The sequence below is a fragment of the Limnothrix redekei LRLZ20PSL1 genome (genome assembly GCF_043235035.1).
Classification (GTDB): domain Bacteria; phylum Cyanobacteriota; class Cyanobacteriia; order CACIAM-69d; family CACIAM-69d; genus CACIAM-69d.
Map to the genome: position 1 here is coordinate 55,894 of NZ_JAZAQF010000049.1, position 26,497 is coordinate 82,390.

A 26,497-nucleotide genomic window follows, 5' to 3' on the forward strand; every position below is an offset into this window, starting at 1 on the left:
GGATGGAGGGTGAGGAGCGATCGAGCGAGTGATGGTCATTCCACTGGCCAATTCCCATTGATGAGAATGATCCCCAGCCTGAAGGGTGTGCAATCAAGCCCAATCCGCGCAAAGGGCGATCGGAAACGGCGATTCTTCAGGGCTGGAGCTGAACCAATGGCCAACCAATGACCAACCAAAGTGAATGCTTAGACGGGGAAAAGGATGGCTGAAATGGGGCCGAGTGATGACCCCAGGCTGAGGGAACATCACACATCAACTCAGCAATTCAAAACAAAGAGCCTGAAAGCAAAATGACCTGCGGAGACGACAAGAAGAGCCTCAAACTGCTAGGGTGCTGTTAACCCCCTGGCCCTGGCTGGAACATAGCGGCTGAGGCCGTTATCGCTAAAAGGAGTTTTAAATTTAGAGAACGCTGTAATTAGGTCTAACTTAGAAAGCTGGTTTCTGTCATGCTTCGACCAAATTTTCTAAGCATCCCTGACCTTTGGACTGTGGTTTGTGAACAGCCCTAAGGTTGGAGGAAATTTTTATGAAATGCCATAGATTCTACTAAATTCTCTTCGGTTTCACGCAATTGGGAATGATGTTTTTTGGATTACACCCGATCGCCCTGATCCCTGCCCTTTGACTACGACCGATCGCCCTATGCAATCTCCTAACCCAGCGGATGAAAAAATGTCAAACTCCGAACAGGAAGCAAGTTTCCAGTCAAAATCGATGCTTGATCGTAACTTGTCGAGTCAGGGCTACGAAAATCTGCGATTATCGCTGAAATGCTTTGAATTTCACTTGCAAGCAGCCACCCAGCCTCCGGTGGATCTGAATGAGGTGCTGGCCGATCTGCGGATGGCGGTGACGGGGCTGGCGGAAGGCAGCGGTCTGGAGCAATCACTGCAAGTGGAAATTTACAAACAGTTACGTTTGCTGGAAACGGATTGGGCGTTTTTGCGAATGGCTCGCCAACCAGCGACTTTTGCTCAGCGACGATCGACCATGCAAGAGCGGCTTAAGCTGTTGCAGAGCTATTGCACCCACGGCCAGGCCCTGATGGCAGGTGAAGGGGCGATCGCGTCAGATCACGGGCAATGAACAGGGGCAATGAGCAGGGGCAATGAATGCGGGGGCAATGAATGCGGGGGCAACTATCTTGGGGATGTCTTAGGGATTCTGTCCGTCAATGATCCAGCCATTTTGCATCAGCTCAGTGGTCAGGTTGGCAGCCCCAAGACGTGATCGCCACTGTTGGGCCATGGATTGGTCGGCAAAGGGGCCAATGCGCAGACCGCCGGTTTCGTTGGGGAAAACGCTGGAAGCCGGAACCCCCAGTTCACTGAGCTGGTTAATCAGTTGCGCGAGGGGCGATCGCTCGTTGGTCACCACCACAAAATAGGCCGGGTCATTGGTTGCCGTGGCGCTGGCGGCGGCCAGGGTGCTGGGGAGCTGATTGCTCGATCGAGGCAAAGGCGCAAGGCGGCTGGGGGCTGGCGCAAAGATCGGTTCCGAGTCCGGCAGGCTGGCCATGGGTTCCGGTGGTGGTTCAGGCAAACTGCGCGATCGGCTGGTGTTCCCCAAGGGGGGCAACCGGCGGCCCGCCATCGGGAGCGGAGCCGTGTTGCTGGGAGGTTGCCATTGGGGATCACGGTCAGCGGGTTCAAAATTGGCAAAAAGGGCGCTGGGATCCGGTTCATTCTGATTGGGGCCTCGCGTTGGCGACCACCCGGCCGCGCTTGATCGAGCGGGCAAGGGCGATCGAACCGGTTGCACCCGATTGAAGGAATTGACGCTGGCATTAACCGTGGCATCGGATCCAGAACCCGCCGATCCGGAAACCGCCGAGTCGCTCAATTCGCCAATTTCAGCGGTGATCCCCCGTTGAGCCAGTTCTCGCACCCGGGCAGTGGCATCGATCGATCGCTCAAATAGCCCAGCCCGCACGGCCGTTTGCCCCCGATAGGTAACAAAAGCTGCCGTGGGAGACAGTTGTTTAACCTGCTCAAAGAGTCCCAAGCTATCGCCGAGGGCATAGACCACATAACGGCCTTGGCTGGGAACCACCGGCTCAAAGAAGTTGCGATCGGTTGGGTTCGTTGGGGCGATCGCGCTGGAGGTGGTTGGAGGTTCCTGCACCATGGTCACCCCCGAGCCAGCTCCCTCCTCCACCACCCAGCCGGTTTCTTCCGCAGCCGTTGGGTTCGCGATCGGGCTGGGGCGCGGTGCTTCCAACACTTCCACATCAATCGGTGAGCGCGGTGGGGGCGCAGCAGCAGGCCTTTCAGCCTCGGAGATCGGCGCGGCCGGCGCACCGGGCAAGGGCGCACCAAAGGGAAGCGTGTCATTAGCCGAAGCTACGGGGGCGATCGCTCCCAGGCCGCAGCAGGTCAGCGCCATTGCCCCCAACCAACGCCCCCAGCTTTGGCCCATTGGGTTCTGGGGATGTTGACTCGGCTGATTCTGGCCCCGCTGGCGATATTTTGGAGGATGGGTGGGATGGGGTGCGCTCTCAATATCACCGTGGATATCCATAGAAACTTGAGAAACTTTGACCGCTTCGGGTTCCATATCCATTTCCATATCCATCACCATCTCGATCTGCATGGAATTGACCGTTGATTAGCCCACGACTAGCCCGCCGGTATCGGCTACGCACCCATCATCATCGCCGCCTATCATCATAGCCAGGCGATCACCGCAGCATCACCCATCCAATCCGCGATCCCAGGTGTTCATGGAAGTGGGCAAGTTTTGTGCCCCTAGGTCAGCGGATCCGGTTGAATCGGCAACTCCACCCGAAATTCCGTTCCTTCCCCGATCGCCGTGCTGAATTCAATGAGTCCGCCGTGGGACTTCACAATTCTTTCGCTCACGGACAAGCCCAACCCCGTCCCCCGGCCCACCTGCTTTGTGGTGAAAAAGGGATTGAAAAGCTGATCTCGCGCCGATTCAGGAATCCCCATCCCGTTATCCCGTACCAACACCCGCACCCGATCGCCCAAATTGACCAGGGATACCGTCAGCGTGGGTTGCCAATTGGAGTCTTGGCGCTGTCGATCTTGGCGAGTTGCCTCCTCCAGTGCATCCAGCGCATTGGTCAGTAAATGCAACAAAACCTGATTGATTTGGTTGGGATAACACAAAACCGGCGACACCGCCTCATAGCGCGTTTCGAGATTGACGCTCAATCCCGTTCTTTTGGCCATGGAATCGTTGCCCGTAAGCCGATGGTTCAGAATTAACAGAGCGTGCTTAATGCTTGACTGTAAATTCAGGGGCTTCATTCCCTCCTCATCCAGGCCAGAAAAGGAGCGCAAAGCCAAGACGATCGAATTAATTCGCAACACACCATTCTGCATGGAATCCATCAGCTTCAGAAAATCGTCTTGGATGAAGGGTAGATCTAACTCTGCCTCCAAGTTCTGTAGATGTTCCGGGCGATCGGGATAGGTTTCCTGATAGGCTCGCACCACATCAATTAAGTCTTTGGTGTAGTTTTTGGCATACAACAAATTGCCCCGAATAAAACTAACGGGATTATTGATTTCATGGGCAATGCCAGCCACTAACTGGCCCAGACCGGACATTTTTTCCGCATGAATAAGCTGACTTTGGGTGTTGCGCAAATCCAACAATACCTGATTGAGTGCTGCCGCTCGATCGCTCGATAAACGCTCCAATTCAGTTAGGGATTCATTGGCCCGTCGCAAATCCCCGATCGCCACGGTGCGCTCTCGATTCACCTGCACATAGCTCAAGCAAAGGCCACTGAAGGGAACCAAATAGGCCACGATTTTCAGAAAATGGGCAATATTAAACCCCGAATCGAATAGGGCCATTGACCCAAACACCATGTGGAGCTGAGTGGCAACCTGGGGAATCATGCTGACCCAAAGGGCCAAAGAAAAATAGCTGGGATATTTTTCATAAAACCGAGGCAGTCCCCACAAACCCAAAAGGGCAAACAGCACCAACGGCCCCAAATCCCAAGGACGAGTCACGATCGCATCGGGAAACAAGGTCGGTGGCAGTTTCTGACTGGTTAAGCACAGCCAAATGGTTAAATAGGCGAGCACACCTAACCCTAAGGATGCGAAACCAATTAATGCTGAACTACCCAGCCAAGACCGGCCCACCCATTGCCAGCGATCGGGCAAAAGATGGCTGTTGGTGTTCGTAATCGCAACCAATCCCAGGGTCAAAATAGTGCCAGAAAATAACCGGCAGAGCACCCAAGTAAAAGGAATTAAGTCCACCGAGCTATCGACAGAATCAATCAGGCGATCGGCGGCCAGGGTGTGAAATGCATCCATGCAACCGGCATAAAACAACACCAGCCCAATCAGCGGAGTGACCAAATCTCGATGCAACGTAAAGTGCAAAAAGGCCAACACCGCCGTTAGGGTAGCGGCTGCAAAGGCACTCCATTCCAAAATGGTGTGGATGAAACTACCCGCCAGCATGTGGTGCAACCCATCCACCAATTCCGGATCCTGCACAAAGCGAGGATCCGTCATGGCAGGAATAACCGTCGGATCCAAGGGCTGAATCACCGTGGAAAAAGACACCCCTGCCAACTCAAACAGTGACGGCAGAATGGTGATTACCAAAACAGCCCCAACCCAAACTTGAATGATGCGTGGTTGAATCATGGGGTCGCGATCAAAACTTTCAGGCAAACTTTCCAGCAAACTCTCAAGCCAATTTTCAAGCTAATTCTCCAATCAGTTCTCAAGCCAATTCTCCAGCCAGTTCTCAAATCAAGTTCGCAGCCCACTCCTCGGTCAGTCCCTTGGTCAATTTCTTTCTAAGAGGATGTCTGAAAAGTGTTTTGGATGAGCTGCCAAGCACCAATCGTGGCAGGGGCAAGGGTTTGAGGGTCTGTCGTCATGTCGTCGTAACAAGGGGTTTAAGCCCCTTGTCCCCCACGATCCACTAGCGATGGAATCAGGGTTTTAGGTGATTTGACGACAGGCTCTAAGCCCTTTGTGACAGCGATCGGGGCGCGAAAGATCAACTGTTTCGGCATCACCCCGCACAATGACGACACCCCCAAGCCCCTGGTTTGTGTCGATCGATGAGGCCGATAAGTAGTAGCTGTGGCTTTTCAGACATCCTCTAAGCGAGTCTTTGAGGCCATTATCAGGAGCGTCCCCAACTCAACCTCTAGGTAAATTTTTGGGCAAATTCCTGGAAAAAAACAGTCTTGATGGCCAGTTTTGACTCCCAAGGGCGTTGGTGGCCCAACGGTTTCCAAGGGAGCTAACTGTCCATAAAGTACCCATCAGACAAACCAGAAAAAATCCGGGAAGGGCAATCGAAATCATCCAGAAAATTGAAGCATCAATGGTCGCCCTTGGATAGCGATCGTTCGGGACAGGTAACGATCGCGGGGTTACTCGTGACGGTTCAACGAGCCAAATTTTGAAAGGGTTTGATTGATTTTTCGCCCTAAGGGGCCCCAACGGTGATAAAAGCAGACCAATCTCGAGGATTTGGATGCTGTTTGATGGTTTCCAGCATGGCGCTGCGCAGGGCGACAGCGGTATCGGGATTGCGCTGAAGTGCTTGATAAAAGGCAATCATCAGCGTTTTAGTGGGGTTGTCGGGCACTTTCCAAAGGGAAGCTACCACCGTGGGCACGCCGGCCACTAGGAACGATCGTGCCAGACCCATCACCCCATCACCCGTAATGCGACCCCGACCAGTATTACAAGCACTCAACACCACGAGCTGGGCTTGCAAGCGCATGGTGGCGATTTCTGCGGCTCTTAACAGACCATCATCCCCTTGGGAGGGAGCCAGGGCCAAGAGGCCAGGCACGGCCGGCTGCACCACGCCTTCTCCCGCCAAAGCGAGGTTGGCATTGTTGCCATTGACCGTTACGTTGCCACCAATGATCACAGAGCCAGGGCTGACAATTACGCCGCCGTGGCGAGCTTTGGGGGCGTTGGGATCGCGTGGGCGGCCAAACTCGTTCAAATTGGCATCCAGATCCAAGACCCCATGGGTAGCAAAATGCAGGATCCGTTGATTGGGCATTTCAGCCACGATCGCGCTTTTGGTGGCCTGGTCGGTCAGCAGCGGTTGCACGCCCAACATTTGAGCCACCGCTTGGGCTTCGGTTTCGGCTCCGGGCAAAGGAGCCAGCCGCTCCCGTTGGCCATCCGGGCCGGCAGGCACTTCAGGCATTAGGACCGGGTTACCCACCACTAGGCCGGGCTGGGCCGCGGGCGTTTGCGTTTTACGGCGTTGCTCGGCGATGGCTAACACCTGAAGGGATGGCGTTGTGGCGATCGTCTGGGTTTGCACGAGGTAATCGCCGTTGGGATGCTGGAGAGCCGCAAAGGGAACCAGGTTAGTGGCCCCTTGCACCACAAATACTAAGCGCTGGTTTGGATCGCGGGGCAATTGAGGGGCGATCGGGGCAATTAACAATTGGTAGAGCCGTTTTAGCTCGATGGTGGCGCTGCCAGCGGTGGGCAACACAGCGGTCATGGCTCCCCGAGCCGCCAGCACCAGTTCCGTGAGGGATTTGGCGGACACTTGGGCGAGATCCACTTCCTTGAAGGTGATCGACCCATTGGGTTGCACGGCCCAAATGGCGACGATCGAGTCATCTTCGAATTCATCGCCAATAATCTTCGGGTTTTTGCCCAAAACCGCATAGGTGATGAGGGTTGCGTTGAGCTGTTTGGCCAGTTGGCGAATTTGCCCGATCGACAGGGACTCGGCCGTGGGCTGGCGGGCGGCCTGTTGCATCAACACCTCCACCAAGGCCCGGGCCCGACCCCGTTCCGCCCACTCCAAAGCCGCCTCGATTTTGCCTTGGGCAATCAGCGTTCGCAGCAGTTGGCGATAGGCGTAGCTTTGCTGCTCCAGCAGCGTCACCCGTTGAATATCGTTTAAGTCGCCGCTGGCTCGTTTGGTTTCCCAAGACTGAATCGCCATCAGCAAATGCTTTTCGGCGGCGGCATAGTCGTGGGTGCGATATTCCGCAATGGCCAACCGACTCAGCCAAGTTTCGTTGCCCGGGTTTCCGTTGGCAAAGCGCCGCAACAGGGGAATGGCCTCCGCATCCCGCCCCAACAGCATCAGACATTGGGCCAGGGGGCCAACGGCCTCGGGCCGATTCACACCCCCTTGGTCGATCGCCTGTTGGTACAACCGGGCAGCTTCGGCGTATCGATCTTGGCGATAGAACAATTCATCGGCTTGTTGAATGAGGCGATCAACCTCGGGACTTTGGGCCTGGTGAGGAAGCAGGGGGCGGGGCTGGGGAAGTTGATCGTTGGGGATCAAACGCCCGGCCGCCGTCGCGGGCCCGCTGAAGCTGACCGATCCCCCCAGGAGCGAGATCGTCACCATTGCTAACCAGTGCCATCGCCAAGCCACCATAGGGCGCTCTCCGTTGATTAACCCAAACCGGGCTACCATTACTGCAATTCCATACTGCAATTCCACTCCTGTTCTATCAGATCCATCAGATCCATCCGATCTATCCGATTGCGTTGCCCATGGCTCGGTTGCCCCGCTTAAGTTTCGATCGCGGCACTCTGATTTTGCATCCACCGCCCAAGGGCCGCAGTTGGATTGAATGGGCCGTTTGGGACGATCGAATCGAAAAGTTTCGGATTCCGGCGCACCAATACCGATCGCTGGTAGAACGCTTGCGGGCCGAGGCGATTGAGTTTCAGGACGAGGCCAAGGAATTTGCCCCCTTGGAACTGCAACCCCGGTTGCAAATGGAACCCTATCCCCATCAGCAAGAGGCCCTGGCGGCCTGGAAGCAGGCGGGTCGCCAAGGGGTGGTGGTGTTGCCAACGGCGGCGGGCAAAACCTACTTGGCCCAAATGGCCATGGTGGCTACGCCGCGCAGCACATTGGTGATTGTGCCCACGCTGGATTTGATGCATCAGTGGTATGCCCATTGGTCGGCGGCGTTTCCCGATGTGGCGGTGGGGTTGTTGGGGGGTGGCTCGCGCGATCGAACGCCCCTGTTGGTGGCCACCTACGACAGCGCCGCCATCCATGCCGAAACCCTGGGCAATCAGTATGGCCTGTTGATTTTTGATGAATGTCATCACTTGCCCAGCCAGTTTTATCGGGCGATCGCCGACTGTTCGATCGCCCCATACCGCTTGGGACTGACGGCCACGCCCGATCGGGCGGATGGTCGCCATGTGGACTTGGATGAGTTGATTGGGCCCGAGGTCTATCGCAAAGCGCCGGAGGACTTGTCGGGCCAAGCCTTGGCCGATCACGAGGTGGTGCAAATTCGGGTGAACTTGGCCGATCGGGAGCGGGCCCGTTACGAGACCTTGATTCAAACCCGGAATCAATTTTTACGATCGCAGAAAATTAGCTTTGGCTCCTTGGATGGGTGGCAGCGGTTTATTCAGGTTTCTGCCCGATCGACCGAAGGCCGCCGGGCCCTGCTGGCGCACCACGAGGCCAAAGCGATCGCCCTCGGCACCGACGGCAAATTGCGTCTGTTGGCGGATTTATTGGCTCAACATCACCCCGATCGAGTGTTGATTTTCACCAATGACAACGCCACGGTCTATCGAATTTCCCAGGAATTCTTGATCCCCGCCATCACCCACCAAACGCCGGTTAAGGAGCGCCACGAAATTCTGCAAAAGTTCAAACAGGGGGACTATTGCACGATCGTTGTGGCCAATGTGTTGGATGAAGGGGTGGATGTGCCCGATGCGAAGGTGGCGATTTTCTTGGCGGGCAGCGGTTCCACTCGACAGTTCATTCAACGGTTGGGACGAATTTTGCGCAAGGGCAGTGAACCGGGCAAACGGGCCATCCTTTACGAGGTGGTGGCAGCAGACACGGTGGAGGAACGCACGAGCGATCGCCGCCGCCCCACTGCCCAATCGGCGGCCCCACCCGATCGCGCCAAGGGCCAACTCACCTTGCTGCCCAGTCCATCTTCCGGGCGATCGCCCTTGAAGGCCGCTGAGGCCAAACCGCGCTATGGATCTCGCCAGCCGCCGGAAACGCCTGCGCCCGATCCTGATCCTGAAGAAGCTGAGCAGTAACGGAGGGTACCTGCAAAGCGCCAATCGTCCTCGGGGCAAACAGAGGGTATCTGCAAAGCACCGATCGCCGTCGGGGCAAGGGGCTTAAGCCCCTTGTCTGCGTTTCGAGCCTGGTGTGGAATTTAGAGCGCGTTACGCAGTTCCCGCAATTGTTGCAAACCGGCTTGATCCTGCCGATCGCGGTAGATCACTTCCGCCGCCTGGAGATCGGCCCGCGCGGCCACCCGATCGCCCAAAGAACGATGGGCCCTGGCCCGATTCAACAGGGCATTGGCATAGGCGGGCTGTAACCGCAGGGCCTCGGAATAATCCGCGATCGCCCCGAGCCAATCGCGTATTCCGGCCCGAGCCAACCCCCTGGCGTGGAACGCTTCCGCATAGTCCACATTCACCCGCAGGGCCGCTGAATAGTCCGCGATCGCGGCTTCAAAGTTGCGCCGTTGATGATAAACCATCCCTCGGTTGACGTAGGCATTGGCATAGAGCGGATCGAGTTCGATCGCCCGGTTCAAGTCCGCCAGGGCTTCCCGAATTTGTCCCATTTGGAAATAGCCTAAACCGCGCAAATTATAGGCCTCGGCCACCTGGGGATCCACCGCGATCGCCTGGCCGTAGTCGGCCATGGCTCGATTGCGATCGCCCGCAATGTGGCGCAACAGGCCGCGCTTCACCCAGCCGCTGGCCTGTTGGGGCCGCAGGGCCACCACCCGATCCAAATCCGCCGCCGCGCCCGGTCGATCGCCCCGGTCAAACCGCAACACGCCACGATTAAACAGGGCTTCCGCCGATTGGGGATTTCGGTCGATCGCCGCATCAAAATCTGCCAAGGCCGCTGCCCCATCGCCCCGTTGACGGTGAACCGTTCCCCGGTTGATGTAGGCATTTACATAGTTGGGATCGAGGGCGATCGCCCGATCGTAATCCGTCAAAGCCGCGGCCCAATTTTGCTGATCGCGATAGGCATTGCCCCGGTTGTAGTGAATGGTTGGGTCATCCTCTTTTTGACTCAGGGCCGCTGAATAGTCCGCGATCGCCCCGGCCAGGTCGCCTCGGGCCCGACGCACCACCCCTCGATTAACCAGGGCATTGGTCAATTGCGGATCCAAACGCAGGGCTTCGGTATAGTCCGCGATCGCCGCTTCCGCCGCCTGCAAGTTCCATTGGGCATTGCCCCGGTTGTAATAGAGCCGAGCCAGTTGGGCCGGGGGCAGTTGACCCGCCGGTTGCAGTTCGATCGCCTTGGAAAAATCCGCCACCGCCCCGGCGAAGTCGCGATTACGGAGCCGTTCTTGGGCCCGGTTGGCAAAAAAGTCCGCAGATTCCTGACCGATCGCCCCTTCGGAGTTAGGGGTTTGGGCCATCCAGTGATCGGCGGCCGGAGTCAAATTGGGTTGTGGCAGCGACGGCGCGATCGCCCTAGTCGTTGTGGCTAAGCAAAAACTCGCAACGGAACCACTGATTAGGATGATCCCTTTGCGCCATTGCCCTTTGCGCCATTGCCCTTCGCGCCATTGTTCTTGTCTCATCAATTGGTCTCTCAAGCCTTAGGTCAAACTGGGCACGCGATCGACCGCCCGTTGACCGCCCCAGCGCGAGACGATCGCATCGTCATATTCATCCGCCAAGGACAAAACCGCCTGCACCGACGCTTCCAATTCCGGGCGATCGCACTCAGAACCCACGATCGCATGGTTTAGGAAAATATCACCATCGGCATCAATTCCAAAAGCCCCAAACAGCAAGCGATCGTTCTCACGTAACAAATAATGCATCAGCTCCGGTGACAGATCCACATTGGTCACCACATAGGAGCGCGTGTTCACCACCGCATCATCATCCCCCCAGGGCAACACCTCCACCAACACACAGGCAGAACCGGCGGTGATGTAAGCCGTGGGATGGGGCGCTTCCATATCAATCACCACATCAGACCAAATCCCTTGGAGCCAAGGAAAAATTTTCTCGTAACAGCTTTTTTGGGCTTCGGTTTTAAATGTCGCCATGCGGATCACCCCAAACCTATGTTGAAAAACAATCTCCTAAGCGGCAGATGATCCGCCAACGACTCCAGCAACTGTCCTGAATCACCGGGATGGGAGCTTGCTGAATTGGGCTGGCTCGATCGGGCTGCAATATTGCCGTTTTAACAAAAATCCGGAACTGCCGTCCTGATGTGGCCAATCATTACAGCTTTTATCGGCTTACGAGCCTACTAGCATGACAGGCTTAATACATTGGATCGAAGTTGCGGAGCCAGTCGTGATAACAAGGGGCTTGAGCATCTTGCTGCTTAACGATCAGGTGACGATAACAGCCATGTCATTTAACCCAGTGAATTAAGGCAGCCACGCTACTACGTGCCGATCGCCTTTAGCAATTCTGCGAAGGGTTGCCAATCATCAGCCTGGTCGATCGCCTCCCAAACGCGCTCAATTTCTGGCCGGACGATCGTGATCAACGGGTTGGCTCGCTGGAGTTGGTCGGCCAAGGCAGCCAAATCCTGATCCGATTGTTGTTGCAAAATTCGCCCATAAACTTCACACCATTTTCCCCAATAGGCCAGGGTTTCCCCTTGGGGGTTACTGTCAGCAGGGCCCACCCAAAAGGGGCGATCGCTGGCATAGTCTTCCGGGCGATCGCGCCAACTGGGGGAAAAATGACTGCGAAGCTTGGCAAAGAAAGCGTGATAGGGCGTTTGGGAAACGGCTAAAAATTGCACCGTTGCCTCCACCAAATCATCCGCCTCCGCTTCTGCCAAATGCTCAAACCCTAGCCGGGCCGCCATTAACCGGCGATATTCTTGAGCATATTGCTCTGGGAATCGCTCCAGTCCGGCTTCCAGATCCGCCACCGGCATCACCATCCCCAACGGCCGTTGCAACAGCTCTAAATTCAGGCGACAAATGGTGGGCTGATTGCCATAGGCATAGCGGCCGTAATAGTCAAAATAGGCCGCCGTAAATCGCAAATCGTAAGTGGGAATGAAAGCATAGGGGCCATAGTCAAAACTCTGGCCCGTGATCAGCATGTTGTCTGTGTTCAAAACCGCATGGCAGAACCCCGCCACCATCCATTGGGCACAAAGCCGCGCCACTCGCTCCACCAATTCGGCATAGAGCTTGGCTTTCCAATCCCGATCTCCCACCCAATGGCCATAGTAGATTTCCAACACGTGGACCAACAGGCGATCGATTAAATCGGGCCGCTTCAGATAGTGCAGTCGTTCAAATGTGCCAAATCGAATGTGGCTTGCTCCCATCCGCACAATCACAGACGATCTCGTGGGCGAGGGTTCATCACCTCGCCATAGTTTTTCGCCCGTTTCAATCAGTGACAAGGTGCGTGATGTGTTGACCCCCAACCGAGCGAGCATCTCCGTTGCCAACACTTCCCGCACGCCACCCTTGAGGGTTAAGCGCCCATCACCGTTTCGGGAGTAGGGGGTTTGGCCAGATCCTTTCGTGGCCAAATCATAAAGAACGCCGTCTTGGCCCCGCACTTGGCCATATAAAAAACCCCGTCCATCGCCCAATCGCGGGTTATATTCCCCAAACTGATAGCCGTGGTAGCGCATAGCCAGCAGCGGTTCCCGCCCGACAAATTGCCCAAAGGCCGCCACAAAGTCATTGTCACGAACCGCCGCAGGATCTAGCCCCAGCTTCGGCAGCAGGTGATCATTCCGAAAGCGCAGTTGATGCATCGGAAATTCAGCGGCCGCCACCGGGTCAAAATAATCGTCCCCCAGTGACTGAAAAGCGGGTTCGTAATCCAAACGCAGAAATGGATTGGTGGGGGTCATGGTTACGAATGGGAATCGGTTGGGAATAATTTAGAAAACTAATTTCAAAAATTAAATCGTAACTGTTTGGATCGATCTGGTGGATGATTCACACATTTGCGGTATTCTGGGGTGCGATTATTTGCGGAGTAGCCGCGCGAAGCCTGTTCGCAAGGCACAGTTTTGGGTGCTCACTGCGGGACGATTGACGACCCAAACAACCGCCGCGATTCTCCCAATGCGGGGCAGGATTCACGGAAAAATCTTGCCATCTTGGGCCCCAATTGCGGTGAGTTCAGACCCGGCGCGATCGCCCATCTGGGCCAAAGCAAGGGCCCGGAAAAGATCCTTTGATTGCGGTCAAGGGGCATTGCTGTGTTGCTGAATTTTACAGTGGGAATGGGCTGGGATCGATCGCGCCAGCCAAGGGGTCTGGTAACCTTGAATCTCCCTAGATAATGAAATTGTTGTCTTGGCCTTTAGCCGCCTGCCAACTGCGAGCATCAAAGTAAAGATCCTCTAGGGAAATTCGATCGAGCGCGTCACCAATTTTCTGAGCCAGCCGCTTCCAGAGCGATCGCATTACCCAATCTTCTGCCAAATCTGCACCCATCTCTTGCCCCAGTGCAGCGGTGAATGATTCGCCCACCGCTCGTAGAATTTCTCCCAAAAAAATTTCCTTAGGGTCGCGGGCCAGTTGATAGCCACCTCGAGTTCCCCGCAGCGACTCCACCAACCCTGCCCGCCGCAGCTCAATGAGCAATTTTTCCAGATAGGGCATTGGAATATTTTGGCGCTGGGCAATGGCGCGGACAGGACAAGGGCCAAGACCGCGTTGCAAGGCGAGATCCAGCATCGCCTTGATGCTGTAGCGTCCGCGAGCGGTTAGCTTCATGGCTGGAACCATGACTCCCGATCGCTCCGTTTTGCTCCCAGAACCGGCGCTAAATCGCCCCCAGTGCGCCGTTCTTGTCCCGCAAAGATTATCAAGATCATTCCTCAAGTTTGCTGCTGACCACGGTACTTCGATGGCTCAAGAACGCCAGAATCGCCATCTGATCTTGCAAAATTCTGATGGTTAATCCCTCCTCAGACGAGAATAGGGATGTTTGGAGATCCTGTCAGCAGATCTACTGAATCAGACAATCATTGATTTTTTGAAAAAACCACTAGCGATTTAACACAAATCGTGTACCATGATGGAGCCTGATGCTAGCATGAAATTACCTTCTTGAAGTTTAAAAACACCGTTCGGCTTGGTTGGTGGAACTCATCGCCCCAATCTCCCGATTCAAGCAACTTGTCCCAGGGAATCTTTTGGAAATCGCTGGGATGTTCAAAGGCGTTTGCTGGCAAGAAGGAAGCTGCCGATCGGAATAACTCTGGTTTGCAGCCATTGCCGCGATCATCTTCGCCTTTCGCCTGAGATCCGGCAAACGCTGTATCAGTGAATTCATTCATTACTCTCTAGATTGACCAGCCTGTTGGATTAAAACAGCAATGAGCAAGCGCAAAAAGACCGACCCGCAACCCCTGACCGGTGCCCAACTACTGGAAAAGGTCAAGGAACTGGAAAACGCCAGCAAGGAAGAAAAGGCGCGGGCCTGTGGTTACTACACCACGACTAAGGATGGCGTTGATCGCGTCAACATGATGAAGTTCTATAACGCGTTGATTGACGCGGAAGGGATTGAACTCGATAACAAAGCAAAGCCCAATGGTCGGGGTGGCCGGAGTGCAAGTTATCGGATTACGGTGCAGTCGAATGGCAATTTGTTGATTGGCTCGGCTTACACCAAGCAAATGGATCTGAAGCCGGGTGATGAGTTTGAAATTACCCTGGGCCGTAAGCATATTCACCTGAAACAGGTGGAAGGCAACTAAGCTCGAATCTGGTTGTTTCGGCTAATCGTGATCGTGACGATTTCCATTAAGCATTGCGTGATCATGCAGTGCGCATGATCCAATTGCATGATCGGTGCATGATTCATCGGTAATCAGGAATGCTGACTGACAAGGGGCTTTGGCCCCTTGTTTTGTTTTGCGGGTGTTTGGCTGTGGAGCGATCGGGTTTTGGAGTTGGTGACGGATTGGCTCTTTCGTTTCTCACATCGATTGAACCAGGCGTGCGGCTCCGTGCCCGCTGGCAGATCCGATGGTGTGGCAATGGCTAGGTTCCGGCTTGGGCGATCGGGCAGGGAGTGCATTCCTGTTGGCGACGCTGCACGGCGGATTCGTAGAAGGCTTCTAAGGCCCGGACACCGTGAATTTGGTTAAATATGCGGGCCGATCGTTGGGCAATTTCTAAGCGAAGATTCTGTCGCCAAGCTCGATCGCACCCTAGCCCGATCGCCAAATCACAATAGTCTTCGGGGGTTTGGGCAATGGTTTCCGTCAGCCCCAATTCCGTGAGGATGGCGGCGGCATGGCGACCGCGCATCAAGGCTCCGGGGAGGGTGACGACAGGAAGACCAGCGGCGATCGCCTCCAGGGCGCTGTTGCAACCGGACCAGTCGATCGAGTCGAGGAAAACATCGGCCAGTTGATTCAGTTGCCAAAATTGCGTTTGGGACTGGGGCGGCAGGATTGTGCAGTGGTCGGCAAAAGCGAGGCCGGCGGCCGCAAAGGCGGCCGCGAGGCGCTGGGCAAATGGCGGGGCCGCTTCTGGAAAAGGGCTGGCCAGGAAAACGAGGCGCGATCGGGGAACCGCTTGGGCAATTTCCACCCAGAGCCGATCGGCTTGGGGCAAATACTTATACAACGATTGGCAACAGAGATAAACCACTTCGTCGTCAGCCAGACCCAGTTGGGCCCGATCGAGCTGAGGCTGGGGGGCGATCGGGGGGCGATTATAGGCGATGCCCAATCCCGGTAAACAGATCAGGGTTTCGCTGTAGTGGGTTTCGGCTTGGGGCGGTTCCATTCGATCGCTCGAGAGGTAATAGTCCACCGTCGGCAGGCCGGTGGTGACCGGATGGCCCCAGGTGGCGCATTGGACGGGTGCAAACCGCCAACCCCCAATCAGATACATCACCGAATCCATACCCACATCCAGCATCACCGCCACGTCGAGTTGATCTTGCCAGGCGGCCCGACAAAAGGCGGCATAGCGCTGGGGATTGAAGTCGTTGCCCGTTTCCCAAAAGGCAAAGCGATCGCTCAGGCGGCGGGCCTCGTCTGTGGTGTTATCCCAGCGATTGCCAGCATAGTAGCTATAGATTTCCAGTCGATCGCGATCGGCGTGGCGCAACCAACCCAGGTGGGTTTTCATCACGGAGTGGTGATAAAAATGGCTGCTGAAATAGCCAATTCGTAATCGATCGCCCGAGGATCGCTCGCGGGTCCAGCGGGGTTGCAAGGGGGCTAAATCAGGAAAAACGGTGGCTAAGGTTTGGCACACCCAAGCGCCATATTGTTCTTGCAAGGCCCGATCATTCTGGCCCTGGTAATTCAAATAGAACGGAACCCGCAGGGCGATCGCCTGGAGTGCCAACTGCATGAGGGCTGGATGTGATCGCGTGAGGCTGATCAGCCGATCCAATCCCTGGGCATAGTTCGATCGCGCCTGCCAGAGGGCGGCCTCGGTTTCATAAACCGATGGCAGCTTTAACCACCCATCAAAGGCCGCCAGGGCCCCCGCATACCAAGTTTCTCGTTGGGGTTCCAGGGCCAAGGCTTTGCACCAGGCCTCGATCGCCCCGGCCACCTGGCCCGACTGCCGCAACAGTTCTCCCAAGGCCGCGTAGGGTTCGGCAGCCATCGGATTGGTCAAAATTTGCGATCGCCAATGGGCCCGATCGACTCCCACGGATCCCAGGGCAGCCGATGGATCAAAATTGAACGGTGGGGATGGGGTGGGCGAATCCATAGCCATCAACGGGAACCAAAGGGGCGATCCAACCATGCCCCGATCGGGCGGCGGGCGCAATAGGCGTTCTGGGTCATGGCCAAAGATTTCAGCCCAATCAGCCTCAACCCAGTCCCGAAAAAATCGCCCAGATCATGATCCAGAAAACACATCATTCAGAAAATACATCACTCAGAAAATATCCAAAAAACACCAAAAAACACTAAAAAACACTAAAAAACCGCCAGATGTCTAGCATCCGGCGGCTTGTCGTTTGAAGTGCCATTAATCGGGAAAAACCATTGCCCGATTTGGGTTCCTCAATGTTGTCCAGAGTATTGTCCAGAATGTTACCCAGGCTGGCCTAGGGTTCAAGGGTCGGAGCCAAGGACACCGCCCGATCGACCACCGGAACCTTAGCCGTTGCCGCCGGTAACTTCAGCGAGGCTTGCAGCATCGGCGATTGGGCCACGGCATCATTGGCGATCGCAAACAGCGGATTCGACAAAATCCCCGCCAGCGATGTGGCAATCACCGACAACACCAAGCCCACTTGCAAAGGACGCATCCCCGGGAGTTTCCAGCTAATGGCCGGGTAGTTCTTCACCGAATCGGACATTTCGTGCGGTTCCTTCACCACCATCATCTTCACCACACGAATGTAGTAGTAGATGGAAACCACGCTGGTGACCAAACCCAACAGCACCAGGGTATATAGGCCCGCTTGCCAGCCCACCCAGAACAGGTAGATCTTGCCGAAGAAGCCAGCCAGGGGCGGAATGCCACCCAGGGACAGCAGCGACACACTCAGACCCAAGGTCAACAGGGGATCTTTTTGGTAAAGCCCCGAGTATTCGCTGATCTCATCCGTACCCGTGCGCAGGGAGAACAGAATCACACAGGCGAAACCGCCCAAGTTCATGAACAGATAAACCAACAGGTAAAACACCATGCTGGCGTAGCCGTCGGCGGTGTTGGCCAACAGCCCGATCGTCACGAAGCCGGCCTGCCCGATCGAGGAATAAGCCAGCATCCGCTTCATGCTGGTTTGAGCCAGTGCCACCACGTTCCCCAACACCATACTCAGAATGGCCAGGGCCGTGAATACAAAGTGCCATTGTTCCGACACCAGCGGGAAAGCCGTCACCAACAGGCGAATGGCCAGGGCAAACCCAGCCGCCTTGGAACCCACGGACAAAAAGGCCACCACCGGAGTGGGCGAGCCTTCGTACACGTCGGGAGTCCATTGGTGGAAGGGCACAGCCGAAATCTTGAAGGCAATCCCCGCGATCGCGAAGACCAGCGCCACCACAATCCCAATTTGGGGCGTGGTCGGGTTGCTGGCAATCCCGGCGGCAATTTCGCTCAAGCGGGTGTGGCCGCCCGAGAGGCCATAAAGCAACGAAGCGCCGTAGAGGAAGATGGCAGAGCTAGAAGCCCCAATCAGCAAATACTTGAGAGCTGCTTCGTTGGAGCGCGGATCCCGCTTCATGTATCCCGTCAGCAAGTAGGACGCGATACTGAGGGTTTCCAACGCCACAAAAATCATCACCAACTCGTCAGCGCCCGACAGGAACATCCCGCCAACCGTTGCCGTGAGCAAAATGACGATGAATTCGCCCAGGGCCGTGCCGGTGGATTCCACATAGGCGATCGACATCAAGATTGTGAATGCCGACGACAGGGCGACGATTCCCCGGAAAACACTGCCCAGGGTGTCGTTGCTGAAGCCGCCCAGGAAGGAAACCGGGTCTTCCGGGTTCCACTGGAGCCACAGGGCCACCACGGATCCCAACAGACCGGCCACGGCCACATAAGGAGTCCAGCGCGATGCGGCCCGCCCGGACACGAGATCAATTAACAAGACTGCCAGGAGGGTCAAAATGACAATACCTTCTGGCAGGATTGCCCAAGCGTTGAGCTGTGAGGCAACGGTTGAGAAGTCCATAGGGAATTAAATCCGTTGAGCGCTTGAAACAATTGCCATTTCTAGGTTGCAGGGAAATGCGGCCTGCGTTCGGTTAACCATTTTAGGGGTTGGCGTGTGGATCGCTACGCGATCGCGCTGGATAGGCGATAACAATCCCCAAATGCCCCGATAACTAGCGAGTAATCGATCGCCCTTGGAGCATCACCCGATCGCCACCCGATCGCCCGGTTCGTGAATCTGAAAAACAGCTCTGGGTAGCCCCAAATTGCTTCAAGGGCTGCTGAAATTGCCTCAAGTTGCCAAAGTCTCTCCGCAATCTCCCCGCCATAGCTCCGCAAAAGTCCCAGAAACTGCTCCCTACCTTCAGCATCTTCCCAGTCTTTAAGCAAATTGCAGCCGTAGTAAGGAGAGGTCATCCTCAAAATAGCTGCGGCCACTGTTAAAGTCCTGCACCCGATTCACGATTTGCTCCACGGCTCCCCGCTCAGGAACCGCCCAACATTCCCGCAGCACTTCCACGAAGGGATCCAGCCCCCAAACAGTGCCATCGGGCATTCCCAGTTCGTAAATGCCATCGCTGAAGATGTAGAGCGTGCTGCCGGGGGGAACTTCGCAAAAGGCCTCGCTATATTTCGCTTCTGCAAACATGCCAACGGGCAGCCCCACCGTTCGGAGGCGTTGGGCCGTTGGTAACGATTCTTTGCTGGGCGAGAGCAAAATTCCGGGCGGATGGCCAGCGCTGGCATAGGCCAGGCTCCGGGTGCGGCGGCTGTAGACTCCATACCAAGCGGTGAAGTATTTGTCGTTGCGATCGTTCATTTGAAACGCGCCATTCAGGGCCCGCAACACCTCGCTGGGGCTGCCATAGTCTTGGATTGGGAGCGATCGGGAACGCAGCAAATTCAACACTGACAACGAGGGCAGCGCCGCCTTCAGACCATGGCCCGCCGCATCGACCAGATAAACCACGAGTCGATCATCATCGAGCCAATAGAAATCGAAACAGTCTCCCCCCAAACGGCTGGACGGTTCAAATTTGGCCGAAATATCCACTGCGCCGTCCATGGGTGCGGGTAGCAGGGTTTTGACATAATCGGCCGCTTCGGCCATTTCCTCTTCCAACAGCCGCTTTTGTTCCTTCAAGTCCTGATTCAGTTGATGCAGCCGCAGACCCGCCCGCACCCGGGCCTTCAGTTCATTCATCTCGATCGGCTTGGATAGGAAGTCATCGGCTCCGGCATCCAACCCTCTGACCCGATCGTCCACGGAGCCGAGGGAGGTCAACAAAATGAAGAACGTGGAGGATAAACTGGCCTCCAGCTTGACCCGCCGACAAACCTCAATGCCGTCCATCTTCGGCATCATCCAATCGCAAATGATCAGAGCGGGCTGCTGACTACAGGCCAACTCCAAACCAGCAACACCATCTTCTGCAACCAACACCTCATAGCCCTGTTTGGTCAGGGTGCGCTCTAGCAGGCGGCGGATGGTGGGATCGTCATCGATAATCAGCAGACGGAACATAGGTCAAGGCAGTGGTGGCAAGATGGAACAAGAGGAGCAGCCCAAGTGTTGATCAATTCAGGCGTGATGTCTTAGGCGTGATGTCTTAGGCGTAATGTCTTAGGCGTAATGTCGGCGTAAGATGCAGCCGTTGAAATGAAATGAACCGAGTGAATGAAATAAGCCAAATGAAATACACCGGATGAAATACGCCGAATGACGTAAATCAGATGAAATACGCCGAATGACGTAAATCAAATGGGGTCAATCGAATGGCATCAGGCGAACCAAATTGAGCCGATGACAACGGGATCGCGCTGAGTCCGATGGGCCCTTGAGTAGATGAGCACCAAGAATGGGCACCAGGGATGAGCTTCGATGGGGATTGCCGCCATTCCAGCCGAATAGTCCGGAAGGGTTGAGCCATCCTCCGAAGCAAGTTAGCCTGGGGAGTAATGCGTGATCCTTCACGAATTGTCCCTGGGATTGGCGGCTGAGGGTTGAGTCGGCTGGGCCTGGGCCGCAACGTGCAACGGGTTGCGATCGCACCCCGAAACGGACGAGTCTCGGTCACGGGAATTCCGCCCTGGCTGGAGTAGGAATCGTGAGCTATCAGTGGAGTACCTGGAATGGTACGGACTACGGCTGATTTTGGCACAATGCCTTGGATGGCGTGGCTAAAATTCAGGGTTGAGACTGAAGGCCTGAGAATTCCGAACGCTTTGCTTGAACGCGCCGCAGAGGTTGGATGCTTTGACTCCCAGCGTAAACCAAACGATTCGACTTCGCATTGCTAGCGATTTGGCGGTGCTCGATCGCGTTTTGAACTGGTTTGACACGCTCGATCGCCCCCATGTGCCTCGTACTGTGTGGCTCCAATGCCTCTCGGTGCTGGCGGAGGTTTTCACGAATGCGGTGCGCCATGCCCATCGCCAACACCCTTGCGACACGCCGATCGACCTGGAGGCAGAACTCACGGCCACAGCCTTGACGTTGCGCCTTTGGGATCATGGGGAACCGTTTGACTTGCGGCAGGCGGTGTTGGAACGGGGGCAAACTCCCGAACCCCCAGAAACTCTTGATATTGAGAAGCTCAGCGGTGGCGGACGGGGCTTGACCATTCTGAATCGGGTGGCCGATCGCCTGAGCTATGATCCCCAGCCGGATGGTCGCAACTTGTTGGAATTTGTGAAATATTTTGAACCGGTGCTCCCGATCGCGGATTGAATCAAGCCTCGCCGCCAAACTCAATTGCTTCGTACAAATCCGCAAGCGGCAATTCCACCGACACCGCATCCAACAGCACCCGATCGCTCAATTGCCCATATTCACTGAACAGCCACTGCTGATCCCCCGTTCGGGCATAGAGTTCCACATGGGGCTGATATTGATCAATTAACAAATAGTTTTGCAAGCTCGCAATCGTCCGATAGGCGGCAAATTTTTCAGTGCGATCGTAAGCCGCTGTTGATTTGGAAAGTACCTCAGCAATCAGGATCGGATTCATTACCGTATCGGTGCGATCGGGCTTCCGCTCGATGGGTCGCTTTGCCACCATCACATCAGGATAGGTATATAAATTTGGCTCCGGAATCCACAGCCGCTGATCCGCCAATGCCAGATCATAGGCTTGTCTTCGCAAGGCAAATTTCAGAATCGTAATCAAATTAATCGCAATAAAATTATGCTCCGGTGTACCCCCTGTCATTGGAACAACTACCCCATTGCGATATTCATTGCGAGTTTCAGCCAAAACTTCTTGGGCTAAATAATCATCAGCGGTGATGATTGCAGGTTCCGGTAATAGGGCGATCGGCATCATTCACTAAAACTCCAGCGCTTCATAGAGGTCAGAGAGATTTACTGTTACCGTAAGTGGATCGAGCAACACCCGATCGCTCAATTGCCCATATTCACTGAACAGCCACTGCTGATCCCCCGTTCGGGCATAGAGTTCCACATGGGGCTGATATTGATCAATTAACAGATAGTTTTGCAGACTCGCGATCGTGCGGTAGGCGGCGAATTTTTCAGTGCGATCGTAAGCCGCTGTTGATTTGGAAAGTACCTCAGCAATCAGGATCGGATTCATTACCGTATCGGTGCGATCGGGCTTCCGCTCAATGGGCCGCCGCGCCACCATCACATCAGGATAGGTATATAAATTTGGCTCCGGAATCCACAGCCGCTGATCCGCCACAAAAATACTGTATCCCTGACCTTTTAAAGCGGTTCTGAGCAGAGCATTCAAGACACTCGCAATTTCGTTATGCTCCGGTGTACCCCCTGTCATTGGAACAACTACCCCATTGCGATATTCATTGCGAGTTTCAGCCAAAACTTCTTGGGCTAAATAATCATCAGCGGTAATGATTGCAGGTTCCGGTAATAGGGCGATCGACATGGCAAACCTCCTAGAAGATTGCTGGGGGTATTGACCCAATGACCTCAATCGAGTTGTTTGCTCCAAACCCAAAAGAGGGAGAGCAGATCCCCCTCTTCATTTATTTTATGGTGCAAATTTGGGCAAGCGATCGCGCTGAGTCTTTAGGAGTCGATCGCGCATGATTCTGACGACTGCAACCGGCGCGATCACATTTCCATCAATTAAGTAACTTATTACCTGTCGCGATCTGGTTCCGTAATTTGTGCAGCTCTTAGGCGATCGCCCGTCAGAATTAGAGTTTTGTTACAACACCACGCCCAGAACTTGGGTTTGTGCGCCTCGGGCTTGGGTCACACCAATCACCCGATCGGACGCTTCAATGGTGGGGCGGCGCAAACTAACCACGATGAACTGTGCTTCGGCGGCCTGTTGTTTCACCATTTTGGCCAGGCGCTCCACGTTCGACCCATCCAGGAACATATCCACCTCGTCGAAGGCATAGAACGGCGAGGGGCGGTAGCGCTGAAGGGCAAAAATGAAACTGAGGGCCGTCAAGGATTTTTCGCCGCCGGACATGGAAGCCAGCCGCTGCACCGGTTTGCCCTTGGGGTGGGCGACCAGGTTGAGGCCGCTTTCTAGGGGGTTTTCGGGATCATCCAGTTGCAAGCGGCCGTCGCCTTGAGATAGCTCGGCGAAGATGATTTGAAAGTTGCGATCGACCGCATCAAAGGCCTCATAAAATGCCTGTTGGCGCAGAGTGGTGAAATTTTCCACGCGCAACAACAACTCCGTGCGTTCTTGCTCGATCGTGGCCAGTTTTTCACTCAGTTGATTCAGCCGGCCTTGCACTTGATCGTATTCTTCCAGGGCCAGCATATTCACCGGCTCCAGACTTTCCAATCGGCGCTGTAAGGTGCGAATCGTTTGATCCAGTTGCTCGCGGTGGGCGGCCAATTCAGCGGGATCACTGGGCAGGGGTTCCGAGTCGGGTGGCAGATCGGGCTGATCGCCCTCGGCTCGATTTTCCAACTCTTGCAATTCCGCTTGCTGTTGTTGTTGGGTTTCTTGGAGCCGATCGCGCTGAAATTCCAGAGTTTGGAGCGCTTGGCGTTGACGATTCAGCACTGTTTCTTGGCGATCGCGCTGTTGTTTGGTTTCGCCAAGGGTGGTTTCCAAAGCCGCAATTTGCCCTTGTAGATTGGCGATCGCTTGATCCAATTCTGTTTGGGTTTGCTGAAGCTGTTGGAGTCGATCGCCCGCTGTAGTGAGCTGATCTGTGGCTTGGGCGATTTGTTGCGCCAGTTGTTGGCGCTGTTGGCTGAGGCGATCGGCTTCGCGGGTTTGGTCGGCCTGCTGGGCTTGGGCCGATCGCAAATTGTCCGCCAATTGTGAGAGCACCGATTCCCGATCGCGAATTTCCGTTTGGGCCTCGCTCCATTGGCTGTGGGCGGGCGAGTCCTCCAGTTGAGCGATCGCCTGGCGCAGGTTGGCCAACTGGCGCTCGGCGGCCGGCAAGGCCCGATCGAGCTGGGCCAAGCGTTCCCGGCTAGTGGTCAGTTCCGTGGTTAGCCGATCGCGCTGTTGGGCCAGGCGATCGCGCTGGCCCGTGGTGGCCGTCAGGGCCGCTTGCAGTTGCTCCAGTTGCCGTTGGGCATCGCGGCGGGCCTGGCGCAAATCGTTCAGGGCTTGGGTGTGGCGCTGGCTGTCCACCTGGGCCTGGGCGATCGCCCCATCACAACGGCCCAACACCCGATCGATATCCCGCAGCCGATCGCGCAGTTCCGCCGCCGCCTTTGCCTCCTCCGTCAGTTCGCCCCCGCCGAACCGCAGGCCACCCCGGGACTTTTGCACCGTGCCGCCGGTCATGGCTCCGCTGGTTTCCAGCAATTCCCCATCCAGCGTCACGATCCGATGGCGACCCAGGAGCGATCGGGCCTGATCCAACCGCTCAAACACCACCGTCCCGCCAAACACATACTCAAAAATGTTTCGGTAGCGATCGTCAAAATCCACCAGGTTGACCGCGTAATCCAGCCAACCCGCCACCGCCGCCCGACCCCGAGTCATGGCCGCCGACTCGCCGCCGCCACCGCCGCGAATTTTGTTCAGGGGCAAGAAGGTGACACGCCCAGCCCGCTCCCGTTTCAGGATTTCGATCGCCGCCGCCGCCACCGCATCATCTTCCACCACCAAATGGCCCAGACGCGCCCCGGCCGCAATCTCCAAGGCCACCTGATAGCGCGGTTCCACCTGCCCCAAATTGGCCACCAGGCCGCAAATGCCCGGTAAGTCACTTTGCAGCAGCAATTGCACCCCAAACGTGCCTTGGGCTTCCCGCTGGGCCTGGGTTTGGGCTTCCAGTTTGTCCAGTTGCCGTTGCACTTGCCGCTGCTCGTCCTGCAAGCGGCTGCGGGTTTTCTGTTGGAGCTGCAACTCCTGCTCAGCGGCGGCCAACTGTTCGGCGGCCGTTTGGATTTGGGGTTCCAAGCTGCGGGTTTGCCGATCGACCGTTTGGAATTCCCGATCGTGCTCATTGAGGCGATCGCCCGCCCGCTCCCATTCCGTGGCGATTTCCGCCAATTGGGTTTCGATTTGCTTCAGCCGCTCCTGCAAGGTGGCCCGTTCCGTACGCTGGGGATCGATCGACTCTTGGATCGTCTCCAACTGGTGGCGCAAGTCCGTTTGCTGTTGCACCCAAGCCTGGGACGCTTCCGCCAACTCCGCCGCCTCGGCCCGGGCCCGGTTCAGGTTGGCCGCTGCCCGATCGTGGGCCTGTTGCAACTCCTCCAGGCGCTCTTGCAATTCCGGCCCCGTGGCGGCCAAGGCGGCCTCGGTGCGATCGACCTCCGCCACCTCCGCCGTTAACCGGGCGATCGTCTGTTGTTGGGTTTGCTGCTGGTGGGTCAGCTCCGTTTGTTGGCGTTGCACCTGATCCCGTTGGGCCCGGTGGGTGGCCAGCTCCGTTTGCAGGGCGATTTGTTCCGATTCCCCCAGGGATTTCACCATTTGGTTTAGCCGCTCCAGTTCCGCCGCCTGGGTTTCGACTGCCGCCCGTTCCGCCACCAGGCGATCGGCTAACTGCGCCAAATCCTGTTCCCGCTGGGCGATCGATTGGCGCAGTTGCTCCACCTTCGACTGTTCCAGCAGCCAATCCACCACCGCCAAGCGCCCTTGCTGGCCCTGCATTTCCTGGCGAATTTGTTGATATTTCAGAGCCTTGGTGCGGTCTTTGGCCAGGCGATCGCACTGAATTTGCAACTCTTGTTCCAGGATGCGGCAGCGATCTTCGCGCTCCTTCACCTCTTCGAGGGTTTGCTTGGTTTGGATAATTTTGCGATCGAAGTTGGCTACCCCCGCCAGTTCATCAACAATCTGCCGCCGCTCCCGGGGGTTCATGGAAATAATGCTGGTCACGTCCCCTTGCAGCACCACGTTGTAGCCCTCGGGATAGATCCGCAGCTTCGAGAGGGATTGGTGCAACTCGCTGAGGGTGCAGGGTTCGCCGCCAATGTAGTAGTTGGAGGTGTAGGTTCCCTGTTGGGTGACGCGCAATTTGCGGGTAACGGTCCATTCACTGAGGGGCTGGCCGTCGGCATCGCGCAAACCGGGCAAGTCTTCGGCGGCTTCGGCGGAAACGGTGGCCAGCAGGGCGGCTTCTTCGCTCAGATCAAAGGTGACAGTAACGGCGGCTTCTACGGTCGATCGCTTGCCTTTGCCTTGGCCCTTGCCCATTTGTCCCTGGTTCACCAAGTCGGGCAGGCGATCGGCCCGCATTCCTTTGGAGGAGGAGAGGCCGAGGGCAAACAGCAGCGCATCGAGAATGTTGGATTTGCCGGAGCCGTTGGGGCCCGAAACCACGGTGAATCCGGGCAGCAACGGAACTCGCGTCGTGCCGCCAAAGGATTTGAAGTTCGTGATTTCAACTTGCTTGATGTACAACGCGCCCGCCGCTGAAGGACTGAGACTCAACCCAGGCAAAAGCTCTGTAACGGGCTATCTTACCGAA

The 26,497-nt window shown here is 56.0% G+C and carries 19 protein-coding genes; 4 read left to right on the plus strand and 15 right to left on the minus strand.

Annotated features, from left to right (window positions below):
• The first annotated feature begins 720 nt into the window (after positions 1-720).
• Positions 721-1,092: a heterocyst frequency control protein PatD gene (gene patD, locus VPK24_RS08210; RefSeq protein WP_393012030.1), complete on the plus strand. Its 372-nt coding sequence runs from the start codon at positions 721-723 to the stop codon at positions 1,090-1,092.
• Between the two features lie 69 nt (positions 1,093-1,161).
• Here the strand turns inward: patD and VPK24_RS08215 are convergent, their stop codons facing one another.
• The 3 genes from VPK24_RS08215 to VPK24_RS08225 all read right to left on the minus strand — a co-directional run bounded on the left by VPK24_RS08215 (position 1,162) and on the right by VPK24_RS08225 (position 7,392).
• A complete protein-coding gene (locus VPK24_RS08215) occupies positions 1,162-2,598 on the minus strand; it encodes an SPOR domain-containing protein (RefSeq protein ID WP_393012032.1) in 1,437 nt (478 codons plus the stop codon).
• Between the two features lie 155 nt (positions 2,599-2,753).
• Positions 2,754-4,646, minus strand: a complete 1,893-nt coding sequence (locus tag VPK24_RS08220) for an ATP-binding protein (protein ID WP_393012034.1) — start codon at positions 4,644-4,646, stop codon at positions 2,754-2,756.
• Positions 4,647-5,445: 799 nt separating this feature from the next.
• Positions 5,446-7,392, minus strand: coding sequence for a CHAT domain-containing protein (locus VPK24_RS08225; RefSeq protein ID WP_393012036.1), 1,947 nt, complete (start codon positions 7,390-7,392; stop codon positions 5,446-5,448).
• Positions 7,393-7,511: 119 nt separating this feature from the next.
• Here VPK24_RS08225 and VPK24_RS08230 point away from each other — a divergent pair, with 119 nt between their 5' ends.
• A complete protein-coding gene (locus tag VPK24_RS08230) occupies positions 7,512-9,047 on the plus strand; it encodes a DEAD/DEAH box helicase (protein ID WP_393012038.1) in 1,536 nt (511 codons plus the stop codon).
• A 122-nt stretch (positions 9,048-9,169) separates the two neighbouring features.
• Here the strand turns inward: VPK24_RS08230 and VPK24_RS08235 are convergent, their stop codons facing one another.
• The 5 genes from VPK24_RS08235 to VPK24_RS08255 all read right to left on the minus strand — a co-directional run bounded on the left by VPK24_RS08235 (position 9,170) and on the right by VPK24_RS08255 (position 14,286).
• Positions 9,170-10,573, minus strand: a complete 1,404-nt coding sequence (locus VPK24_RS08235) for a tetratricopeptide repeat protein (protein WP_393012040.1) — start codon at positions 10,571-10,573, stop codon at positions 9,170-9,172.
• An 18-nt stretch (positions 10,574-10,591) separates the two neighbouring features.
• Positions 10,592-11,050 (minus strand): T3SS (YopN, CesT) and YbjN peptide-binding chaperone 1, encoded by a 459-nt coding sequence (locus VPK24_RS08240; RefSeq protein ID WP_099534564.1) that lies wholly within the window; start codon positions 11,048-11,050, stop codon positions 10,592-10,594.
• A gap of 350 nt (positions 11,051-11,400) precedes the next feature.
• The gene (locus VPK24_RS08245) at positions 11,401-12,846 is read right to left on the minus strand and encodes a protein adenylyltransferase SelO (protein ID WP_393012042.1); all 1,446 of its coding nucleotides are present in this window, start codon (positions 12,844-12,846) and stop codon (positions 11,401-11,403) included.
• A gap of 430 nt (positions 12,847-13,276) precedes the next feature.
• Complete coding sequence (locus tag VPK24_RS08250) at positions 13,277-13,720, minus strand: RrF2 family transcriptional regulator (protein ID WP_393012044.1); 444 nt, start codon at positions 13,718-13,720, stop codon at positions 13,277-13,279.
• Between the two features lie 317 nt (positions 13,721-14,037).
• Positions 14,038-14,286: a hypothetical protein gene (locus tag VPK24_RS08255; RefSeq protein ID WP_393012046.1), complete on the minus strand. Its 249-nt coding sequence runs from the start codon at positions 14,284-14,286 to the stop codon at positions 14,038-14,040.
• 39 nt (positions 14,287-14,325) lie between these two features.
• On the opposite strand from VPK24_RS08255, the gene VPK24_RS08260 reads away from it, so the two are divergent.
• Positions 14,326-14,709 carry an AbrB family transcriptional regulator gene (locus VPK24_RS08260; RefSeq protein ID WP_099532113.1) on the plus strand — a complete coding sequence of 128 codons (384 nt, stop codon included), beginning with the start codon at positions 14,326-14,328 and terminating at the stop codon, positions 14,707-14,709.
• Between the two features lie 286 nt (positions 14,710-14,995).
• Here the strand turns inward: VPK24_RS08260 and VPK24_RS08265 are convergent, their stop codons facing one another.
• From VPK24_RS08265 to VPK24_RS08280, 4 genes are all read right to left on the minus strand, one after another.
• Complete coding sequence (locus VPK24_RS08265; protein ID WP_393012048.1) at positions 14,996-16,693, minus strand: O-linked N-acetylglucosamine transferase, SPINDLY family protein; 1,698 nt, start codon at positions 16,691-16,693, stop codon at positions 14,996-14,998.
• A gap of 343 nt (positions 16,694-17,036) precedes the next feature.
• Positions 17,037-18,620: an NAD(P)H-quinone oxidoreductase subunit N gene (locus tag VPK24_RS08270; protein WP_393012050.1), complete on the minus strand. Its 1,584-nt coding sequence runs from the start codon at positions 18,618-18,620 to the stop codon at positions 17,037-17,039.
• Positions 18,621-18,724: 104 nt separating this feature from the next.
• Positions 18,725-19,018, minus strand: coding sequence for a hypothetical protein (locus VPK24_RS08275; protein ID WP_393012144.1), 294 nt, complete (start codon positions 19,016-19,018; stop codon positions 18,725-18,727).
• Positions 18,984-20,126, minus strand: a complete 1,143-nt coding sequence (locus tag VPK24_RS08280; RefSeq protein ID WP_393012052.1) for a PP2C family protein-serine/threonine phosphatase — start codon at positions 20,124-20,126, stop codon at positions 18,984-18,986. Before VPK24_RS08280 ends, VPK24_RS08275 begins: the two co-directional genes overlap by 35 nt.
• A 732-nt stretch (positions 20,127-20,858) precedes the next feature.
• Here VPK24_RS08280 and VPK24_RS08285 point away from each other — a divergent pair.
• Positions 20,859-21,332: an ATP-binding protein gene (locus VPK24_RS08285; RefSeq protein ID WP_190528962.1), complete on the plus strand. Its 474-nt coding sequence runs from the start codon at positions 20,859-20,861 to the stop codon at positions 21,330-21,332.
• Position 21,333: 1 nt separating this feature from the next.
• Here VPK24_RS08285 and VPK24_RS08290 read toward each other — a convergent pair whose 3' ends face one another.
• From VPK24_RS08290 to smc, 3 genes are all read right to left on the minus strand, one after another.
• Positions 21,334-21,927, minus strand: a complete 594-nt coding sequence (locus tag VPK24_RS08290; protein WP_393012054.1) for a Uma2 family endonuclease — start codon at positions 21,925-21,927, stop codon at positions 21,334-21,336.
• A 3-nt stretch (positions 21,928-21,930) separates the two neighbouring features.
• Positions 21,931-22,509 (minus strand): Uma2 family endonuclease, encoded by a 579-nt coding sequence (locus tag VPK24_RS08295; RefSeq protein WP_393012056.1) that lies wholly within the window; start codon positions 22,507-22,509, stop codon positions 21,931-21,933.
• 285 nt (positions 22,510-22,794) lie between these two features.
• The gene (gene smc / locus VPK24_RS08300; protein ID WP_393012058.1) at positions 22,795-26,460 is read right to left on the minus strand and encodes a chromosome segregation protein SMC; all 3,666 of its coding nucleotides are present in this window, start codon (positions 26,458-26,460) and stop codon (positions 22,795-22,797) included.
• Positions 26,461-26,497 lie beyond the last annotated feature (37 nt).

Excerpts from the sequence above, each read along its gene's own strand:
- patD (WP_393012030.1), top strand. The coding sequence starts at position 721 with ATGCTTGATCGTAACTTGTCGAGTCAGGGCTACGAAAATCTGCGATTA.
- VPK24_RS08215 (WP_393012032.1), bottom strand. The coding sequence starts at position 2,598 with ATGCAGATCGAGATGGTGATGGATATGGAAATGGATATGGAACCCGAA.
- VPK24_RS08220 (WP_393012034.1), bottom strand. The coding sequence starts at position 4,646 with ATGATTCAACCACGCATCATTCAAGTTTGGGTTGGGGCTGTTTTGGTA.
- VPK24_RS08225 (WP_393012036.1), bottom strand. The coding sequence starts at position 7,392 with ATGGTGGCTTGGCGATGGCACTGGTTAGCAATGGTGACGATCTCGCTC.
- VPK24_RS08230 (WP_393012038.1), top strand. The coding sequence starts at position 7,512 with ATGGCTCGGTTGCCCCGCTTAAGTTTCGATCGCGGCACTCTGATTTTG.
- VPK24_RS08235 (WP_393012040.1), bottom strand. The coding sequence starts at position 10,573 with ATGAGACAAGAACAATGGCGCGAAGGGCAATGGCGCAAAGGGCAATGG.
- VPK24_RS08240 (WP_099534564.1), bottom strand. The coding sequence starts at position 11,050 with ATGGCGACATTTAAAACCGAAGCCCAAAAAAGCTGTTACGAGAAAATT.
- VPK24_RS08245 (WP_393012042.1), bottom strand. The coding sequence starts at position 12,846 with ATGACCCCCACCAATCCATTTCTGCGTTTGGATTACGAACCCGCTTTT.
- VPK24_RS08250 (WP_393012044.1), bottom strand. The coding sequence starts at position 13,720 with ATGAAGCTAACCGCTCGCGGACGCTACAGCATCAAGGCGATGCTGGAT.
- VPK24_RS08255 (WP_393012046.1), bottom strand. The coding sequence starts at position 14,286 with ATGAATGAATTCACTGATACAGCGTTTGCCGGATCTCAGGCGAAAGGC.
- VPK24_RS08260 (WP_099532113.1), top strand. The coding sequence starts at position 14,326 with ATGAGCAAGCGCAAAAAGACCGACCCGCAACCCCTGACCGGTGCCCAA.
- VPK24_RS08265 (WP_393012048.1), bottom strand. The coding sequence starts at position 16,693 with ATGGATTCGCCCACCCCATCCCCACCGTTCAATTTTGATCCATCGGCT.
- VPK24_RS08270 (WP_393012050.1), bottom strand. The coding sequence starts at position 18,620 with ATGGACTTCTCAACCGTTGCCTCACAGCTCAACGCTTGGGCAATCCTG.
- VPK24_RS08275 (WP_393012144.1), bottom strand. The coding sequence starts at position 19,018 with ATGACCTCTCCTTACTACGGCTGCAATTTGCTTAAAGACTGGGAAGAT.
- VPK24_RS08280 (WP_393012052.1), bottom strand. The coding sequence starts at position 20,126 with ATGTTCCGTCTGCTGATTATCGATGACGATCCCACCATCCGCCGCCTG.
- VPK24_RS08290 (WP_393012054.1), bottom strand. The coding sequence starts at position 21,927 with ATGATGCCGATCGCCCTATTACCGGAACCTGCAATCATCACCGCTGAT.
- VPK24_RS08295 (WP_393012056.1), bottom strand. The coding sequence starts at position 22,509 with ATGTCGATCGCCCTATTACCGGAACCTGCAATCATTACCGCTGATGAT.